The organism is Cognatishimia sp. 1_MG-2023 (assembly GCF_030548175.1).
Classification (GTDB): Bacteria; Pseudomonadota; Alphaproteobacteria; order Rhodobacterales; family Rhodobacteraceae; genus Cognatishimia.
In genome coordinates this window covers 113,724-131,708 of the sequence record NZ_JAUORX010000003.1, presented here as the reverse complement: position 1 = coordinate 131,708, position 17,985 = coordinate 113,724, and the positions used below count along the sequence as shown (strand labels likewise).

Below are 17,985 nucleotides of genomic sequence, written 5' to 3'. Positions count from 1 at the left end.
CCTCTTCATACTGGCACCAGATAGCTTTGCCACAGATCCATAATCACTTCGTCCCCGGCTGATTCTGCCGTGCCCCAAAGTGCGGCCGCAGAAAAGGCCACGGCATAAAGCGGCTCGGGCCGTTCGCCCAATCCGTGCGCATTGGCGTCAGGAAACACATGTGTGCCGTGATAAAGCACCACGCGCCCTACGGCCCCGGCCGCATAACTGGGAAGGCGTGTATGCCCCCCCTCGACCATCTGATTGCGCGCAGGCTTGCGGGCCTGCACCAAATCACCAATAGCAAAAACCTGATCAATCTCGGATACCCGATCCGCCGGGCCACCCGAGGCCAAGGCCGCCGCAACCTTATCCGCCTTTAAGCAACGCTCCGCCAATTCCGATGGCTCAATCGCACCGCCCGCCAGTTCGTCAGCCGTGACAACCCCTTCGGCCACCATTAAATCCGCAAGGCCCGCCATCCATTTTTCATAGTAGGAAAACCGCGCGTAATCTTTGGGCACCAAACATTCCCGCGCATGGCGGGACTTGTCGATATTCCATTGCCCCAAGGCCCCCACGGCCAAATTCAACGCCAGCGCGGTTTTGTGCCACTCTTGAGCAAAGACGGAATCATCTTCCGCCCGCACCGGCCCATCGCCAAATCGACCACCCATATCGTGCACGCGGCTCATGTGTTTGGCTCCTTGGCAAGGCCAACACCCACCATCGAATCCCGCGTCACAAGTGCCGCCAATGCGTTTTCTGAAAACCCATCCGTCCCCTCTGGCCGCTCTGGCACCACCAAATAGCGCACCTCAGCAGTGGAATCCCAAACGCGCACCGAAGTGCTCTCTGGCAAGGTCACACCAAACTCTGCCAAGACCTTGCGCGGCTCTCGCACAACGCGCGAACGATAGGCATCGGATTTATACCAACCCGGCGGAATTCCCAGCAAAGGCCAAGGATAACAAGAACATAGCGTGCAAACGACGATATTGTGCACATCTGGCGTGTTCTCTACGACTACCATGTGCTCGCCCTGTCGACCGTAATAGCCAAGCTCGCTCAGCAGCGGCATGGGATCGTCGACCATCGCAGCCCGAAACGCCGGATCGCTCCACATCTTGGCCACAACCCGCGCGCCGTTTTGCGGGCCAATCTTATGCTCATACGTGTCTATGATGGCTTGCAAAGCAGCTGGATCAACCAGCCCCTTTTTCACCAATAGCGTCTCAAGCGCCTTCACCCGTAGAACCGGGTCCGCAGGCAGCACTGTATGTGGATGATCATGTGGCATAGGCAGAGCCAACACCGAAAGACAATTCGAGTCCATACAAACTTCATCTTTCCCAAAATACTCTGGGGTGAGGGTCGAAACAAAGTTTCGGCCCGAGGGGCAAGGCCCCTAATCCATCTTCACAAGAAAGCGCCTTGCCCTAGGCTGCGAAAATGCATAGATACCCGGCTGAAGTATCCGAACGCTCGTAAAGAACAGGCCACCATGGAAAACGTCGTCCTTATTATCCACCTCCTTTTGGCGCTGGCCCTCATTGGCATCGTGCTTATGCAACGATCCGAAGGCGGAGGCCTTGGCATGGGTGGCGGCGGTGGCGGCGGCGCAGTTGCCGGCCGTTCAGCAGCAACAGCACTGGGCAAAGTGACCTGGATCCTTGCTGCGGGCTTTATCTGCACATCCATCGCACTGACAGTCATTGCTGCGTCAAACGCCGCGGGCACCTCTGTGATCGACACATTGGGCACCGAGCTGACACCAGCCGACACTACAGTGCCTGCAGCTGATTCACTTCTGCCACCGGCAGAAGGTGATGATGCACCGCTTGTTCCAAAAGCAAACTAAACCGCACATTCGGTAGCCTCATCCAAGAGGCCAACCACTATAGCTTGAGTTTTAGAGCGCGACCGCAACAGCATCTTGCGGTCGTATTGCCAAACGCGAGCGAATCCTTTATATCTTGAGTCCCGTGATGCATCGGCAAAAATCATGCCGGCGGTACTCGCATTTTTTGAATTTTTCGTCGCGCATTTCGCTGCGACGTCATGGCAATCACGGGGGTCGCCAAACCTATGGCAAGGTTCATTTTCATCACAGGTGGTGTTGTTTCGTCGCTGGGCAAAGGCCTTGCATCTGCGGCTTTGGGCTCACTGCTTCAGGCGCGTGGTTACACGGTGCGTCTGCGCAAACTTGACCCCTATCTCAACGTTGATCCGGGCACCATGAGCCCGTTTGAGCACGGCGAGGTGTTTGTCACCGATGATGGCGCGGAAACCGATCTGGATCTTGGTCACTACGAACGCTTCACCGGCGTCCCTGCCCGCATGACCGATTCCGTGTCATCCGGTCGCGTCTATTCCAACGTTCTAGAACGCGAGCGCCGCGGTGATTATCTGGGCAAAACCATTCAGGTGGTTCCCCACGTCACAAACGAAATCAAAGAATTCATTTCCATCGGCGAAGACGAAGTTGATTTCATGCTTTGTGAAATTGGCGGTACGGTTGGTGACATCGAAGGCCTGCCATTCTTCGAAGCCATCCGCCAGTTCAGCCACGACAAACCACGCGGCCAGTGCTTGTTCATGCATCTGACACTGCTGCCTTACCTAGCGGCCTCTGGCGAGCTAAAGACAAAGCCAACCCAGCACTCGGTGAAAGAGCTGCAATCCATCGGTATCGCGCCTGACATCCTTGTGTGCCGCTCCGAGCAGCCTATCCCAGCCAAAGAGCGCGAAAAGATCGCTCTGTTCTGTAACGTGCGCAAAGAGGCCGTTGTGGCCGCTTACGATCTGAAATCGATCTACGAAGCGCCGCTGGCCTATCACCACGAAGGTCTGGATCAGGCTGTGCTGGATGCCTTTGGCATCGCCCCTGCCCCAAAACCAAACCTGGCGCGCTGGAACGACGTCCAAGACCGCATTCACAACACCGATGGTGAAGTGAACGTTGCAATCGTTGGCAAATACACCCAGCTCGAAGATGCGTATAAATCCATCAAAGAGGCCCTGATCCACGGCGGCATGCACAACCGTGTCAAAGTGAACGTCAATTGGGTCGACGCCGAGGTCTTTGACAAAGGCGAAGCTGCTCCGCATTTGGAAGGCTATGACGCCATCCTCGTGCCTGGCGGCTTTGGCGAGCGCGGCACCGAAGGTAAAATCAAAGCCGCGCAATTCGCGCGCGAACACAAAGTGCCTTATCTTGGCATCTGCCTTGGCATGCAAATGGCCGTGATCGAAGCGGCGCGTAACGTTGCTGGCGTTGCGGATGCGGGCTCCGAAGAATTCGATCACGAAGCAGGTAAAAAGCGTTTCGAACCAGTTGTTTACCACCTCAAGGAATGGGTGCAGGGCAACGCTAAGGTCAAGCGCAAAGCAGATGACGACAAAGGCGGCACCATGCGCCTTGGCGCCTATAACGCCACTTTGGCCGAAGGCTCCAACGTTGCGAAAGTCTATGGCACAACCGCCATCGACGAACGTCACCGTCACCGTTACGAAGTTGACACGAAATACCGTGAACAGCTTGAAAAAGCCGGTCTTAAGTTTTCTGGCATGAGCCCAGATGGCAAATTGCCAGAAATCGTAGAATGGGAAGATCACCCATGGTTCATCGGCGTTCAGTTCCATCCAGAACTGAAATCCAAACCATTTGATCCGCATCCGCTGTTCAAAGACTTTATCCGCGCCGCAAAAGACAATTCGCGCCTCGTTTAAAGTTTACGCTAAATTCCTCCTACAAAAACGCCGCTTTTCAGCGGCGTTTTTCGTATGCTGGCCCCACACGTCGCGCGAGTCTCAAAAATGTGCTATAGCGCTGTGCACGGTGGCTGCCCACCGTATGGGAGGACATATGACAGAGGTAACAATTCGCTGGGCGCGCGCGTCCGACGCCAAAACACTTGCGGCCATCGGCCATGCGGCTTGGAAACGTGGGAATGCCAATAACCTACCCGAAGAGGTGCAAAACCGGGTAACCGCAGATGTATTTGAAAACTTTGCCGTTACTCAGCCGGACAATATTTTGATTGCCGAAAAGGACGATCACGTCCTTGGTTTTGCCGCTGCTGCAAACGGCGAAAACATCGTGACGGACCTTTGGGTCAACAAAGCAGACGAAGGACAAGGCATCGGCCGCCGCCTGCTTGAAGAGATGGAAAATGAGTTGGTCAAACGTGGCCACGAGGACGTTAAGCTGGAAGTCCTAACATCCAACACCCGCACTTTGGGCCTAACCAAATATCGCGGCTATCACGTGACCTCGCGAGGATTGCGAATGGATGCGACCTTGTCATTACCACTGCATAAAACAGAGGTCTCTAAGCGCTTGATCGGCGCTTAAATCCCGGCCTCTAGTACCGTACGGTCGTTTTTGCGCAACCGTTGGACCAGCACGCGCTGCCCACGGGACCGCGGCGATAGGCGTGCCATAGATGGCGACGCTTCAGCTTGGGCCAGCTCAGGGAACAGCGTCAACAATTCGTCACGCGCCTCTGAATGCAAACCATCAATGGCCTGCGCCCCACAATAAAAACTTTCGGATGGCGCGCCCTCGGCATAGACCACTTGGTGATCATCAAAGACCAAATGGAAATAGGTCACGTTCTCTACATCCGGATCAACATAAATCCCCGGCAGCTCGGTCAACTTGCGCGCGGATAGCAGCACATCAGATTGCCCAAACATCCGCTCGCACAAAGGACCATTTGCCAACATCCGATGCTGGGGGGACACCACCAAATCACGGGTCGGCAATCCCTGCCCCAACGAACCTGCCGTGATGCGTACAGGACACAGCTTTGGTGAACTCTCTAGCTCTTGCGCTGAAACATGGCGGCTAAGCCGCAAACGAAGCGGTTGATAGGTCTCATCCGCTGTCGCGATCATATCCCCCGGCAGCAAATCCTGCACCGCAATATCACCCCGTTTGGTCCGTATCCGGCTGCCAGCCGCAAAGCAGGCAACAAAATCGTCATAGTCATTGTCTTGGCGATGCGACGTGCGTTCTACATCAAAGGTATAGCTTTGCCCGGCCACCAATGGCTCGGTTGAAACCAACCCGTGAACGGCACCTTGTTCATAGCCATCGCCGCCAAAATGAAGCGAGGTGACCTTATGGCCTGAACCAGAATTAATAAGGTCGTAAGCCGAATGAATGCTGGTTCCTGCGCCATAAGAGGCGCCATCGATGTTCACACCACCCGCAAGCGTTTGGTTCCCATCAACTTCGTCGAAAACCGCGTCGTTGTCATTCACTTCGATCAACGTCGGCGTCGCGCCCGGGACCAATGTCAGCGTGAATGGACCAGACCCCTGCGCCTGTGCGCCCTGCTCATCTGGCAATCCACCCACAAAATCGCTTGGACTATAAACGTACAAAAACGGCATTCAGACTCACCCAGATAACTTTGGTCTCTGTTTCCTAAAAAACTATGTAAACACAGGTACAACAATGGGGCGAATTTATGCAAATTCCCCGTAGCCCCCCATTGTGTTCCGCAGCCCACTCTTTCACATTGTCCCCCAGCGAACGGGGGAGACAGCACATGTGGGACGGATTGATCGCACGCCTAAAAGGCACACCAAAAACGCAGCAACCATTGCCAGAGCCAGACGAACAACTGGCACTTGGCGCCTTGTTGGTGCGCGTTGCCAAATCTGACCGTGAATACCACGTGACAGAGATCAGCGAGATTGACTCCATCCTTTCAAAATCATTCGAAATCAACGCCGTAGAGGCCGCCAAAATGCGCGCCACCTGCGAAAAGCTAGAGGCCCAAGCCCCCGGCACCCCCGATTTCGGCCTGATCATCCGCGAACACGTCGACTACGCCCACCGTTTGGAAATGGTAAACGCCATGTGGAAAGTCATCCTAGCCGATGGCCGCGACACCCCCGAAGAAGACGCCGCACTTCACGAAATCGAACGCGTCATGGGAATCGACCCAAAGGACAGCCCGGCGCCTTAGAAGGCGCTTAGTTGCTTTTCAATCCGACAACGCGCTCAATTTGCGACAGCCCGCGCGGGCCCGCATATAGGTCTGGTGCGGAATATAGGGGATCCGACATCGCCTCTTTGAGAGAGATAAAGGACCACCCCTCGCCCGCATACCAATCCAGCAGATCGCCAAGATAATCCGCATTGATCTTGTTCATATGCAGCAAAAGGATGTGTTTTACATCGTGGCCCAAAGCGTCCTGCGCGAGGGTTTGAAAATGAACCGTGCGTTCCTGAATATGTTCCACATACTCCGCCCCTATCGCCTTTGCGCGCGCGGCATCTCCTGCGGCCAAGGCCATTACGTATTCTGAATTGTATCGCCACTCATCATTGTCGATTGAAACAGGTGCATTCACATACCCCAATGCGGCCAACACGCTCTCGGCAGCGGCTTTTGCCTCTGGCGTCTCCCCTTCACGCAAATAAGGGAACCGAAAGAACTTGGTGTCCCCCATCCATCCTCGCAAGGCGCGATCCGTCTTGTGAACCTCTTTGCGGAATTCTTTGACAGTCAATGTTCCATAGTCAGGATGGGTCCAACTGTGGTTCCCAACCTGATGGCCGTCATCAATAAAGGCCTGCAAAGCTGGTTTGGTTTTCCGGGAAATCTGCCCACCAACAACAAAACCTATCGCGGTAATGCCGTGCAGGGAAAGCGCCCCATTCACAGCTTTCACAATGGCCAGCCCCTCATCTGGCGAATTTTGGGACGGGTTGACGTACGGCAGGTCGTCCAAGGTAATGGCAACCTCGGCAGAAAACGCCACTTGGCTCAAAACAATCAACAAAATCGCAAGGCTAAAGAGCACAGTTTTCAAAGGCATATGGATCAATTCACATTCAGATAATGCTATGACCATAGGATCGCTTGTTTCACTTGGCCACACCATTTCCCTCCACCGCTTGACCTTTCGCGTCAGAAGCCCGATCTATCGCTTATGTTTGCTGATTTCCTAAAGCGCCTGACCGCACCCGCCCCGGCCCCTTTGTCTGACACAGATGCGCGTCTTGCGTTGACCGCCCTTTTGGTGCGCATTGCCCGTGCGGATGGGGACTATGCCCCGGCGGAAATCGAACGAATTGATCGCATTGTTGCCAGCCGCTATGGCCTGTCCCCATTCGAGGCGACAGCCCTGCGCAAAGAGGCAGAGACCTTGGAAACCGAAGCACCAGACACCGTGCGGTTCACACGCGCGATCAAGGATGCGGTGGCCCATGAAGAGCGCATTGGTGTGATAGAATCCCTGTGGCAGGTCGTCTTGGCCGATGGGGAACGGGATGCCGAAGAGGACGCCATTGTGCGTCTTGCGGCCAATCTATTAGGCATCAATGACCGTGACAGCGCCCTCGCGCGGCAGCGTGTGACTGGCCAGTCGTAAGAATCCTGCAGTATCTTGTTTCGTTGCTAAACTTTGAACAAAATTCCAGTAGCCTAGCGCAATTCGGACGATTCACACCGCTTTCTTCCGTTTTGCGAGTTGCAATCCTCCGGCTTTTCGTCCCAATTGGTCAGCAATAAAAAAATAGACTAAGACATCAACTGGGGAAATGCTGCTTTGACCGACACACTGCCGGTGCTGGAAATCAATGGCCTGCACAAAGCGTATGGCGACCTTGAAGTTATCAAAGGCGTCGACATCAAAGCGCATAAAGGCGACGTCGTTTCGCTGATTGGCAGTTCTGGTTCTGGCAAGTCCACCATCCTACGGTGCTGCAACCTGCTAGAGGACAGCCAGCAGGGCGAAATCCTTTTCAAAGGCGAGCCCGTGAAATGGAAAGGCACAGGTCTAAACCGTGTGCCAGCCGATCCCAAGCAAGTGCTGCGCATTCGCACCAACCTGTCGATGGTCTTTCAGCAATTTAACCTGTGGTCGCACATGACAATCCTACAAAACGTCATGGAAGCACCCGTCACGGTTCTGGGTCGCGACAAACACGAAGTCGAAATGAAAGCCCGCGAGTACCTCGACAAGGTTGGTATTGGCGACAAATGCGATGTGTACCCAGCACAGCTTTCTGGGGGCCAACAACAACGCGCCGCCATCGCGCGCGGTCTGTGTATGGAACCAGAGGCGCTGTTGTTTGACGAACCCACATCCGCGCTTGATCCAGAGCTGGAACAAGAAGTTATCAAAGTTATCAAATCCCTCGCCGCAGAGGGCCGGACCATGCTGATCGTGACACACGACATGAAAATGGCCGCAGACATATCTAGCCACGTGGTGTTCTTGCACCAGGGGCTGATTGAAGAAGAAGGCGCGCCCGAACACCTGTTCAAAGCGCCCAAATCCGACAGGTTGAAACAGTTCTTATCTTCGACTGTATCCGCCTAATTTCAAACTTTATGGGAGCGAAAACCATGAAAAAACTTACACTTAGCACGGCGCTGCTTGCACTCACCGCCAGCTTTGCAATGGCTGATGGACACTCTGTTGTTCGTCTGGGTACCGAAGGCGCCTATGAGCCATGGAACTTTGTAAACGACAAAGGCGAGATCGATGGCTTTGAGCGCGATCTTGGCGATGAACTTTGCAAACGCGCAGAACTGACCTGCGAATGGGTCAAGAATGACTGGGACTCCATCATTCCTAACCTAGTGTCGGGCAACTACGATGTGATCATCGCGGGCATGTCCATCACAGACGAGCGCGAAGCGGTCATCGACTTCACCCAAGCGTACACACCACCAGATCCCTCTGCATACGTTGCGCTAAACGCCGACGTTGACCTAAGCAGCGCGATCGTTGCGGCGCAGGCTTCCACCATTCAGGCGGGCTTTGTGGCGGAACAGGGTTGGACCTTGATCGAATTCGCAACACCAGAAGAAACAGTCGCAGCCGTTCGCAATGGCGAAGCGGATGCCGTTCTGGCGGATAGCTCGTTCATCGACACAGTCGCTGGCACTGACGGCCTGGTGAAACTAGAGCGCATCGAAGCCCTCGGCGGCGGCGTTGGCATGGGCCTGCGTGAATCCGATGCAGAGCTACGCGGCAAGTTCGACGCAGCGATCCAAACCATGAAAGACGACGGCTCGTTGAACGAGCTGATTGCCAAATGGCAAGTGTCCTCTCAGTGGTAATCTGATCTATGGCCCGCGCTTCGGCGCGGGTCATTCCCAATTTAAGGCCCGCGATGTTTTCCTATTGCACCGACCCCAGCACCCTTGACGGATTTCAATGGCTTTCCTGTTATTTAACAACAGGAAAACACATGAACCTCTATACCTCCGTGTTCGTGGTCCTGGCGCTATTGGCAATCACCGCCCCAGTTGCTCTGACATTCGGCTTTGGTGCCGCCACGGCGTCACGATCCCGCATCGCGCCCCTACGCTGGTTTGGCAAAGGCTACACCAACATCGTGCGCGGCGTGCCGGACATTGCGTTTTTCCTGTTCTTTGTCATTGCCTTAGACCAAGGCTTTGAATGGCTCCGCCACAAAATCAAATGCCCCGATTGGGACCAACCCATTCGCCAAGGCATCGACTTTGTCGTCTGTGACGCCGCCAAACTGCCCCTTAGCAACGCACCGCAATGGGTCCACGAAACCTATGGGTTCTTCCTAGCCGTCCTGACGTTTTCCATCGTCTTTGGTGCCTTTGCGGCCAACATCCTATTCGGAGCGATGCGCGCCGTCCCCAAGGGCCAGATCGAAACCGCAGAGGCGTATGGCATGACCCGCCGCCAAGCGTTCTGGCGCATCCTTGTGCCGCAAATGTGGGTCTATGCCCTGCCCGGCCTGTCCAACCTGTGGATGGTGCTGATCAAAGCCACGCCTTTGCTGTTCCTTCTGGGCGTCGAAGACATCGTATATTGGGCCCGCGAACTGGGTGGCACCAAAAACGCCCGCTTCACTGACTACCCGCACGGCGATTGGCGCATGTGGTATTTCTTTGCGCTGCTGATTTTCTACCTCGCCTTTACCAAAGTCTCTGAAATGACGCTGGATCGGATCATGGCGCGCCTGACCAAAGGCCAAGCCACATCCGGTGGCGAAGCCCAACGAAAGGCCGCCGCATGAGCTGTTTTGAAACACTTCAAGCCTACGGCCTTCGCTCCATCGGCTACGGCGAACGCCTATTGCCCCGCAGTGACTTTACCCTGTGCGAGCAGTTCACCCTGATCGGCTCTGGCATGATCTGGAATATCTATTTCGGTGTGATTGCCCTGATCACCGGTTTCTTCTTTGCCGTCGCCTTGGCGGTTGGCAAATACAGCAACCGCACATTGCCGAACCAACTGGCACGATGGTTCATCTTTATCTTTCGCGGCAGCCCGCTGTTTATCCAAATCTTCTTTGCCTATTTCGCCTTTGTCAGCCTCAAAAGCGTGTCCCCCATCTTTGCCCCCTTTAGCTCGGCCTATGCTGGGGCGTTGGTTGTCCTGTTCTGCAACACGGCGGCTTACTCGGCAGAGATTTTCTATGGCGCGCTGCTGTCGATCCCCAAGGGCGACATCGAAGCCGCTGATGCCTACGGCATGTCTGGCTGGTCACGATTCCGGCGCATCACCTTTCCAACAATGATGCGCCTCGCATGGCCCGCCTACACGAACGAGGCGATCTTTCTGTTCCACGCAACGACGTTGGTGTTCTTCTCTGGATTTCCAGCGCTTAGCCAACGGGGCGACGCGCTGTATTATGCCAGCTACTTTGCAGACAAAACGTTCAACCCATTCATCCCCTATCCAATCTTGGCAGGCTTTTTCATCCTGCTCACCTTGGCTGTGATCGGCGTCTTTGGCATCGCCAACAAATACCTGAACCGCCACCTGCCCCAGACCCAACGCAAACGCCTGCGCATCCGACCAAACCTGATCCGCTAATCAGAGATACAGATTTTGTTCTGATCCAAGTCGCGCACGTAGCCCGAAAACTTCGGTCCCTTTTGGCTTGGCTCCCCTTCGCAGGTGCCGCCCAAGGCAATCGCCTTTTTATGCATCCTGATCACATCCTCCTGGGTATCAAACGCAAACCCAACCATCGTGCCATTGCCATTGGTCGCCGGTTGCCCATCAAACGGCAATGCAACCGCAAAGGCGAAATCATCGCACAGCCAGTAGGTCATCCGATCCGACGCCGGCACCTTCATAAGCCCCGTGTCCTCAAACAGTGAATCGTAGAATTTGGTCGCGGCATCCATGTCGTTTGTTCCGACGACAAAGTAATTCATTTTCATAATGTAGCTGTCCATTCGCTAAGCAGTGATTTGCTGCGTTGATGTACCTTGGACTGGTGCCAGTTTCTGTCAGCTATCCTTGCTGCCGCTTTATGTCAGCAGCGTGACTTTTGCTTTCCCTCCCACATTCAAAAAGGAATCGTACGTTTCAACCCGTGAAACGCACGAATTTCACATTAGCCGATCGTTATTGCGCCGAACGGCAGGGTTGCTTGTGCAACGGCGCACTATTGCGCAACATTTCCAATCTGGCGGCGGATCAACGCTTATGGCAAACTCTGCCGACTCGGAATTTTGACACCAAAAGATGGACGCAGAACACAGATGAAAATTGGCATTCTACAGGCTGGTTCCTTTGCACCAGAAATGCTCGACGTGACCGGAGACGTAGACAATGTTTTTAAGGCAATGCTGTCCGGCCAAGACTTCACTTTTGAAGTCTATCGCGTGTTCGAAAATAACATTCCAGCCAGCGCCACAGACTGCGACGGCTGGGTGCTGACAGGATCAAAGCACGGCGTCTATGAAGACCACGAATGGATCCCTCCGCTAGAGAATTTCGTGCGCGAAGCCGTGACCGTTGGTCGCCCTATCGTTGGTATCTGTTTTGGCCACCAACTGATCGCGCAAGCCCTTGGTGGAAAAGTAGAAAAGTTCAAAGGTGGTTGGAACGTCGGGCGGCAAGAATATGATTTTGGTGGCCTAGAATTGCCGCTAAATGCATGGCATCAGGACCAAGTAATCGAGGTGCCAGAAGGTGCCCGTGTGATTGCTTCAAACGCCACCTGCACCAATGCAGCCATCGCCTATGGCGACCGCGCGTTGACCTTTCAATTCCACCCAGAATTCGGCCCTGATGCGATCGAGGGCTTGATGCGGTTTGCGGGCCCCGGAAAGGTGCCCCAAGAGCAGTTGGACGAGGTGTTTGAGAACCTCGCAGAGCCAACCGCAAACGAGGTTATCACTGACCAAATCGCGGATTTCCTACGCATGTCTCGCAGCGCGTGACATCCCTGCAATAGCCCATGAAAATTGAACCGCCGTTCAAGTTTTGACTCGTGTTATTTGCGCTGTAGTTTTAAGTTTCTGGAAGAATAACTTAAGCAAAGCCAAATCTATGACTCTACCAGACGTCTATTCCGCCGAGCCCATCCCAGAATCTGCCCGTCCAGAGATTGATCGCCTTTTACAAACCGGTGATCTCTTTCGCTACACAGCTCCAGAGGACGCGCCGGTTGCCCTGCTCGAAGCGGAATACGCCGCCTTATTGGGTAGCAAATATGCACTGGCAGTGAGTTCATGTTCTGCTGCTTTATTCTTATCTCTCAAAGCCTTAGGTCTGCCACGAGACTCCAAAGTACTGATCCCCGGCTTTACGTTTGCCGCCGTTCCCTCCTCTGTCATCCACGCGGATTTACTGCCGGTTTTGTGCGAAGTTTCGGACAATTACCGCATCGACATCGCAGACTTTGAGGCCAAGCTGGACGAGGTTCAGGCCGTTATCATCAGCCACATGCGCGGCCATACGTCCGACATGGATGCAATCATGGCGCTATGTGATGCGCGCAACATCCCAGTCGTCGAAGATGCCGCCCACAGCCTAGGCACAACCTGGCATGGCCGTAACATCGGTACTATTGGTAAAATTGGCTGTTTTTCCTTCCAATCTTACAAACTAGTTAACGCAGGCGAAGGCGGCATCCTAGTCACCGACGACGCCGACCTAATCGCCCGCATGGTCATCATGTCTGGTGCCTATGAGCACAACTGGCAGAAACACAAAGGCCCAACCGGTGATAACACCACCGAACTGGCCGATGCGTTTTCCCGCTGGCAGAACAAATTACCCTTATATAACTTACGCTTAGGTAACTTGTCGGCCGCAATCATTCGCCCGCAGCTTGGCGAAGTCGCGCGCCGCGTGCGCGATGGACGTGCCAACCACGATTATGTTGCTGGTCAATTGAACCAAAGCCAATGGGTGCAAGTGCCAGACAAGCTGGCCCCTGAAGAACGCGCACCGGATAGCATCCAGTTCAATCTGGTTGATATGGATGACGATAAAATCGAGGCCTTTCAAAGGGCTGCGCAGGCACGCGGCATCAAGGTGCAAGTCTTTGGCGCGTCTCAGGACAATGCCCGCGCCTTTTGGAACTGGCAATTCATCCCTAACCTTCCAGAGCTGCCGCAAACACGTGCGATGCTGATGAAGGCATGCGATGTGCGCCTGCCCGCGCGTCTAAAAACACCTGATTTGGATGCAATTTCTGAAACGCTTTTGGCTGCGGTTAACGATGTGATGGCGCCCTCGTCAGTCGCATAAACGCTAGAAATGAAAAGAAAAACGCGGCCTCCGAAATGGGGCCGCGTTTTTTATTCTAGATGAAGCATTTGCTTAGGACAGCTTTGATAACTTCGCCTGCAATTCAGCCAATTGCTGCTTTATGTCGTCCAACCCTTCGCCTTCTTCCTCGGCGGGTTTGGTCTCTGCTTCGGTGGTCGCGTTGCTTTTCCAATTCGCCATGCCGCCGGTCATCGCCTTTAGAAAGGCTTCTTGCTGCGCTTGCATGGTTCCCATCGGATTGATCGGATTCATGGTGGACATGTTTTCCATCATCTTGGTCTGACCTTCACGCAACATCTCAAAGCTTTGCGCTAAGAACTGCGGCACGATGCTGGTCGCCTGAGATGTGTACGAACGCACGAGATCGTTCAAAACATTCACCGGAAGCATATTCTCACCGCGGCTTTCGTGCTCTGCGATGATTTGAAGTAGGTACTGACGCGTTAGATCGTCGCCGGTTTTCAGATCAACAATCTGCACCTCTCGACCATCTCGGATAAACGTCGCGATGTCGTCTAACGTCACATAGTCACTGGTCTCAGTGTTATAGAGCCGACGGCTCGCATAACGTTTAATTAAGAGAGGCTTATCAGTATCTGCCACTGGGCATTTCTCCTCTAAATGCAGCGTTGCAGCAAAGCTTATGCGAGTGCAGAACAAAAAGAAAGGGCGAGCACGAGGCTCGCCCTTATCATTTAGGGCCTAGGCCCAATGTCTTTCGACTTATTTAGATGTTGCTTTCTTAGCAGCAGCAGTCACTTCGTCAGTCGCTTTTTTAACCGCGGCAGTTGCACCTTCGGTTGCTTCTTTAGAAGCAGACATCATCAGTTCAACTGTAGAAGTTTGAACTTTTTTCGCGACTTCAGCGAATGCCGCCATGTTTTCTGCAGCAACTTCAGCTTGAGCAGACGCGAAATCTGTCATCGCTTTTGCGTAGTCAGCAGGATCTGCTTTTGCTTTAGACATGTCTGCCATTTTCGCCAGAGTGTCTTTTGTCCATTTGCTGGAAATCTCAGAAGATTTCTCAGCTGCGTCCAACGCAACAGTTGCCAGCTTTTCGTTCAAAGCAGCAGTGTTTTTGAATGCGTCGTCCAACGCAGAAGTGTCCACAGGGAATGCGCCCATCATGTCTTTCAGGACGGCGTTGATGTCTTGTGCCTTAGCCATTTCCAAATTCCTTATCGATGAAGCGGGCCAGTCCCGCGTCTGTATCTGAAAACAATATGCATGCTGCGGTGCGGCATTTCAAGAAAAATATGCTGCAATGCAGCAAATCCTTACCTTTTACAGAAATATCAACGAGTTGCAGGCACCTTCACATAGGTTCCGGGGGCATCTTCCAACACAGGATGCTCCGAATCACCCGGTTCACGCGCCGGAACCATCTTGCCAGACATGGGTGTCAGCCACTTATCCCAACGCGGCCACCATGAGCCATCTGTGAATGTCGCGCTTTCCATCCAGCCCTCTGCATCCTGCTTGAGGTCTTTGTTGGTGTAATGGCCATACTTCTTTTTGGACGGTGGATTCACGATGCCAGCGATGTGCCCTGACTGCGATACGATAAACGTCTTGTTCTTACTTCCCGCCTGTTGGAACCCGCGATAGCAGTCTTTCCAACGTGCGATATGATCGGTTTCGCAGGTGACAGAACAAATCGGCACAGTCACATCTTTGATGTGCAACGTCTCGCCCAACAGCTCGTACCCTTCATTCACAAAGGTATTGGCCTGACACAGCTTGCGCAAATACTGCACAACCATCTTGCCCGGCAGGCCCGATCCGTCGCCATTCCAATACAACAGATCAAAGGCCGGTGGCGCCTCGCCCATCATATAGCTGCGAATGGCAGGTCCGTAGACCAAGTCGTTGGACCGTAGAAAGCTAAACGTGCGCTGCATAATAAAAGAGCGCAGCATGCCCTCTTCATTTGCTTCAGCTTCGATTCCATCAACGAAATCGTCCTGTAGAAACGGAGTAAATTCACCCTGATCCACAAAATCGGTCAATGTCGTAAAGAAGGTCGCGGATTTAACAGATTTGTCACCGCGTTTCTTCATCAACGACAGCGTCAAATTTAATGTCGTACCGGCAATACAATAGCCTACCGCATTCACTTGCTTTTGTTTGGTTAGTTTTTTGACCTCTTCGATCGCGGTCAGGTAGCCCTCTTCTATGTACTGTTCCATCCCGATATCTGAATGGGATCGGTCTGGGTTCATCCAGCTGACGATAAAGACGGTATAGCCCTGATCGACGAGCCATTTGATCAAGCTATTCTTTTCCTTGAGGTCGAGGATATAAAACTTGTTAATCCACGGCGGAAAGATGACCAGAGGGATTTCATGAACCTCATCGGTAGATGGGCTGTATTGGATCAATTCCATCATCCGATTTCGGTAAACAACTTTTCCGGGTGTGGTCGCGATATTCGCGCCCAATTCAAACGCCGTTTCATCAGCCAGACGCACGATTAGCTCGCCATTGTTGGCTTCGAGGTCACGAATGAGGTTTTCCAAACCAGAGACCAAAGAGCGCCCCTCGGTTTCTATCGCTTTTTCCAACGCATCTGGATTGGTCGCCAGAAAGTTCGTCGGCGCCATCATTTCAACGATCTGTTCAGCAAAGTACTTTAGACGCGCACGTTCTTTGCCTTGTAATCCATCAATGGACTCAACACCCTTATGAATGGCTTCGGCATTCATAAGATATTGTTGCTTCACAAAATTAAAGTATGGATTGGACTTCCACATCGGATGCGCAAAGCGACGATCAAAGGGGGTTGGATCTTCGGGGGCTTCTAGCTTGCCCTGCGCGAGCACATGCTGGGCCTCGACAAAATGCTTAACGGACTTTCCCCAAAATTCCATTTGTTGTTCGAGGATTTTGCCCGGGTTTTGTATCATTTCTGACCAATATGCAGATGCGGCCCCGGTAAAGACATCCTGATTCGGTGCGGCCAACTCTCGTCGAACGGGCTTATGTTTCGCCAACAACTCAACCAAACGCTGAGAAAGTTCCTCTACTTTTGTAAGATTTTCACTGAGTTCGTCGTTTTCCGCGACTGCGGCATCCTCGTCAGTTGTCATATCAATCTTCACACCTTATCGTCGCTGCTGTGCAGCAATTGCATACTGTTGGTCTCAAAACCGGCAATCTTATCCCGCACGATAGCGGGAATACTAGGGAGACGCCAATGCGCTACATGGCCACGTACGACCTGATGGAAACAATTCGCAACACCAACCAATGGTTGGGGGCCTCTACGCTCGCGATGGCGTCCTATCCTATGTTCTCGATGATACCCAATCCCGCTCTCCAATGGATGAGCGCCTGGGGCGAAGTAACTGAACGCACGTTTGCGCGTATGGTCACCAAGCCAGATTGGGGAATTCACTCTTTCACCTGCGAAGATGGCAAAGATCACGTTGTTCAGATTGAAACCGTTGTAGAACGTGATTTTGGTGACCTCATTCATTTCTCGGTGCTTGGACGCAAACGCCGCCGCAAGCAAGTGATGCTTGTCGCGCCAATGTCTGGGCACTACGCGACTCTGCTACGATCTACTGTAATCTCGTTATTGCCTGATTGTGAAGTCTATGTGACCGATTGGCATAACGCGCGCGACATCCCGGTAAGCTCTGGAAAATTCGACGTCGAAGATTACACGCTCTATCTGGTCGACTTTATGCGTCATCTTGGGCCTGACACTCATGTTATTGCAGTTTGCCAGCCAGCGCCGCTAACATTGGCTGCCACAGCGTACCTTGCCGAAGAAGATCCAGACGCACAGCCGTGCACATTGACTTTGATCGGTGGTCCAATTGACCCAAGTGCGTCACCAACCGACGTCACCGATTTTGGTCATAGCGTGACAATGGGTCAGCTCGAAGAAACGATGATCCAACAGGTCGGCTTTAAATATGACGGTGTAGGCCGCATGGTTTACCCAGGCTTGCTGCAATTGTCGTCCTTTATGTCGATGAACGCAGAACGCCACTCAAAGGCCTTTGTCGATCAAATCACCCGCGTCGCCAAAGGCGAAGCATCTGATCATGATGCACACAACCGGTTCTATGACGAATATCTGGCTGTCATGGATATGCCTGCCGAATTCTATCTATCGACGGTCGAACGTATCTTTAAAAACGGTGAGATCGCGAAAAACGAATTTACGGTCAATGGCCGCAAAGTGGATATTGGTAAGATCACCGATGTTGCTGTAAAAACAGTTGAGGGCGCAAAAGACGATATTTCTGCACCTGGTCAATGTGTTGCAGCGCTTGATCTGTTAACCGGGCTACCGGATAGCAAAAAAGCCAGCCACCTTGAACCAGACGCTGGTCACTACGGAATCTTCGCGGGCAAAAGCTGGCGCAATAACATCCGCCCGCTTGTGCTGGATTTCATCAAATCCAACAGCAAGACGTCGAAAAAACCAGCTAACAAAAACGCGGCGGCCTAAAGCCCCGC

20 protein-coding genes are annotated in these 17,985 nt (G+C 53.2%); 12 read left to right on the top strand and 8 right to left on the bottom strand.

Annotated features, from left to right (window positions below):
- Positions 1–5: 5 nt before the first annotated feature.
- Together nthB and nthA are read right to left on the bottom strand one after the other, a co-directional pair.
- On the bottom strand, positions 6–674 hold the full coding sequence (gene nthB, locus Q4544_RS05930) for a nitrile hydratase subunit beta (protein WP_303504577.1): 669 nt from the start codon (positions 672–674) through the stop codon (positions 6–8).
- Entirely contained in the window at positions 671–1,279 is a 609-nt protein-coding gene (nthA, locus tag Q4544_RS05925) for a nitrile hydratase subunit alpha (RefSeq protein WP_303504974.1), read from the bottom strand. The genes nthB and nthA overlap by 4 nt, the downstream gene beginning before the upstream one ends.
- Positions 1,280–1,483: 204 nt before the next feature.
- On the opposite strand from nthA, the gene secG reads away from it, so the two are divergent.
- The 3 genes from secG to Q4544_RS05910 all read left to right on the top strand — a co-directional run bounded on the left by secG (position 1,484) and on the right by Q4544_RS05910 (position 4,336).
- Complete coding sequence (gene secG, locus Q4544_RS05920) at positions 1,484–1,840, top strand: preprotein translocase subunit SecG (RefSeq protein WP_303504576.1); 357 nt, start codon at positions 1,484–1,486, stop codon at positions 1,838–1,840.
- A gap of 227 nt (positions 1,841–2,067) precedes the next feature.
- Positions 2,068–3,711, top strand: a complete 1,644-nt coding sequence (locus Q4544_RS05915; protein ID WP_303504575.1) for a CTP synthase — start codon at positions 2,068–2,070, stop codon at positions 3,709–3,711.
- Positions 3,712–3,847: 136 nt separating this feature from the next.
- Positions 3,848–4,336 (top strand): GNAT family N-acetyltransferase, encoded by a 489-nt coding sequence (locus Q4544_RS05910; RefSeq protein WP_303504574.1) that lies wholly within the window; start codon positions 3,848–3,850, stop codon positions 4,334–4,336.
- Here Q4544_RS05910 and Q4544_RS05905 read toward each other — a convergent pair.
- On the bottom strand, positions 4,333–5,382 hold the full coding sequence (locus tag Q4544_RS05905) for a Hint domain-containing protein (RefSeq protein WP_303504573.1): 1,050 nt from the start codon (positions 5,380–5,382) through the stop codon (positions 4,333–4,335). The genes Q4544_RS05910 and Q4544_RS05905 overlap by 4 nt on opposite strands.
- 158 nt (positions 5,383–5,540) lie before the next feature.
- Here Q4544_RS05905 and Q4544_RS05900 point away from each other — a divergent pair, with 158 nt between their 5' ends.
- Positions 5,541–5,963 carry a TerB family tellurite resistance protein gene (locus tag Q4544_RS05900; protein ID WP_303504571.1) on the top strand — a complete coding sequence of 141 codons (423 nt, stop codon included), beginning with the start codon at positions 5,541–5,543 and terminating at the stop codon, positions 5,961–5,963.
- Positions 5,964–5,970: 7 nt separating this feature from the next.
- On the opposite strand, the gene Q4544_RS05895 is transcribed toward Q4544_RS05900, so the two are convergent.
- Complete coding sequence (locus Q4544_RS05895) at positions 5,971–6,855, bottom strand: polysaccharide deacetylase family protein (protein WP_303504570.1); 885 nt, start codon at positions 6,853–6,855, stop codon at positions 5,971–5,973.
- Between the two features lie 78 nt (positions 6,856–6,933).
- On the opposite strand from Q4544_RS05895, the gene Q4544_RS05890 reads away from it, so the two are divergent.
- The 5 genes from Q4544_RS05890 to Q4544_RS05870 all read left to right on the top strand — a co-directional run bounded on the left by Q4544_RS05890 (position 6,934) and on the right by Q4544_RS05870 (position 10,815).
- Positions 6,934–7,374: a TerB family tellurite resistance protein gene (locus Q4544_RS05890; RefSeq protein ID WP_303504569.1), complete on the top strand. Its 441-nt coding sequence runs from the start codon at positions 6,934–6,936 to the stop codon at positions 7,372–7,374.
- 177 nt (positions 7,375–7,551) lie between these two features.
- The gene (locus tag Q4544_RS05885; RefSeq protein WP_303504568.1) at positions 7,552–8,328 is read left to right on the top strand and encodes an ABC transporter ATP-binding protein; all 777 of its coding nucleotides are present in this window, start codon (positions 7,552–7,554) and stop codon (positions 8,326–8,328) included.
- A 26-nt stretch (positions 8,329–8,354) separates the two neighbouring features.
- A complete protein-coding gene (locus Q4544_RS05880) occupies positions 8,355–9,074 on the top strand; it encodes a transporter substrate-binding domain-containing protein (protein WP_303504567.1) in 720 nt (239 codons plus the stop codon).
- Between the two features lie 53 nt (positions 9,075–9,127).
- On the top strand, positions 9,128–10,012 hold the full coding sequence (locus Q4544_RS05875; protein ID WP_303504972.1) for an ABC transporter permease: 885 nt from the start codon (positions 9,128–9,130) through the stop codon (positions 10,010–10,012).
- Positions 10,009–10,815, top strand: a complete 807-nt coding sequence (locus Q4544_RS05870) for an ABC transporter permease (protein ID WP_303504566.1) — start codon at positions 10,009–10,011, stop codon at positions 10,813–10,815. The genes Q4544_RS05875 and Q4544_RS05870 overlap by 4 nt, the downstream gene beginning before the upstream one ends.
- Here the strand turns inward: Q4544_RS05870 and Q4544_RS05865 are convergent.
- Positions 10,812–11,168, bottom strand: coding sequence for a VOC family protein (locus Q4544_RS05865; RefSeq protein WP_303504565.1), 357 nt, complete (start codon positions 11,166–11,168; stop codon positions 10,812–10,814). The genes Q4544_RS05870 and Q4544_RS05865 overlap by 4 nt on opposite strands.
- Positions 11,169–11,492: 324 nt before the next feature.
- On the opposite strand from Q4544_RS05865, the gene Q4544_RS05860 reads away from it, so the two are divergent.
- Both Q4544_RS05860 and Q4544_RS05855 read left to right on the top strand, forming a co-directional pair.
- Positions 11,493–12,176, top strand: coding sequence for a type 1 glutamine amidotransferase (locus tag Q4544_RS05860; protein WP_303504564.1), 684 nt, complete (start codon positions 11,493–11,495; stop codon positions 12,174–12,176).
- A 109-nt stretch (positions 12,177–12,285) separates the two neighbouring features.
- Complete coding sequence (locus Q4544_RS05855; RefSeq protein ID WP_303504563.1) at positions 12,286–13,491, top strand: DegT/DnrJ/EryC1/StrS aminotransferase family protein; 1,206 nt, start codon at positions 12,286–12,288, stop codon at positions 13,489–13,491.
- Positions 13,492–13,563: 72 nt separating this feature from the next.
- On the opposite strand, the gene phaR is transcribed toward Q4544_RS05855, so the two are convergent.
- The 3 genes from phaR to Q4544_RS05840 form a co-directional block, all read right to left on the bottom strand.
- Positions 13,564–14,115 (bottom strand): polyhydroxyalkanoate synthesis repressor PhaR, encoded by a 552-nt coding sequence (gene phaR, locus Q4544_RS05850; protein WP_303504562.1) that lies wholly within the window; start codon positions 14,113–14,115, stop codon positions 13,564–13,566.
- A gap of 120 nt (positions 14,116–14,235) precedes the next feature.
- Positions 14,236–14,679 (bottom strand): phasin family protein, encoded by a 444-nt coding sequence (locus Q4544_RS05845; RefSeq protein WP_303504561.1) that lies wholly within the window; start codon positions 14,677–14,679, stop codon positions 14,236–14,238.
- A 128-nt stretch (positions 14,680–14,807) separates the two neighbouring features.
- Positions 14,808–16,601, bottom strand: coding sequence for an alpha/beta hydrolase (locus tag Q4544_RS05840; protein ID WP_303504560.1), 1,794 nt, complete (start codon positions 16,599–16,601; stop codon positions 14,808–14,810).
- A gap of 107 nt (positions 16,602–16,708) precedes the next feature.
- On the opposite strand from Q4544_RS05840, the gene phaZ reads away from it, so the two are divergent.
- Positions 16,709–17,977: a polyhydroxyalkanoate depolymerase gene (phaZ, locus tag Q4544_RS05835; RefSeq protein ID WP_303504559.1), complete on the top strand. Its 1,269-nt coding sequence runs from the start codon at positions 16,709–16,711 to the stop codon at positions 17,975–17,977.
- Positions 17,978–17,985: the final 8 nt, after the last annotated feature.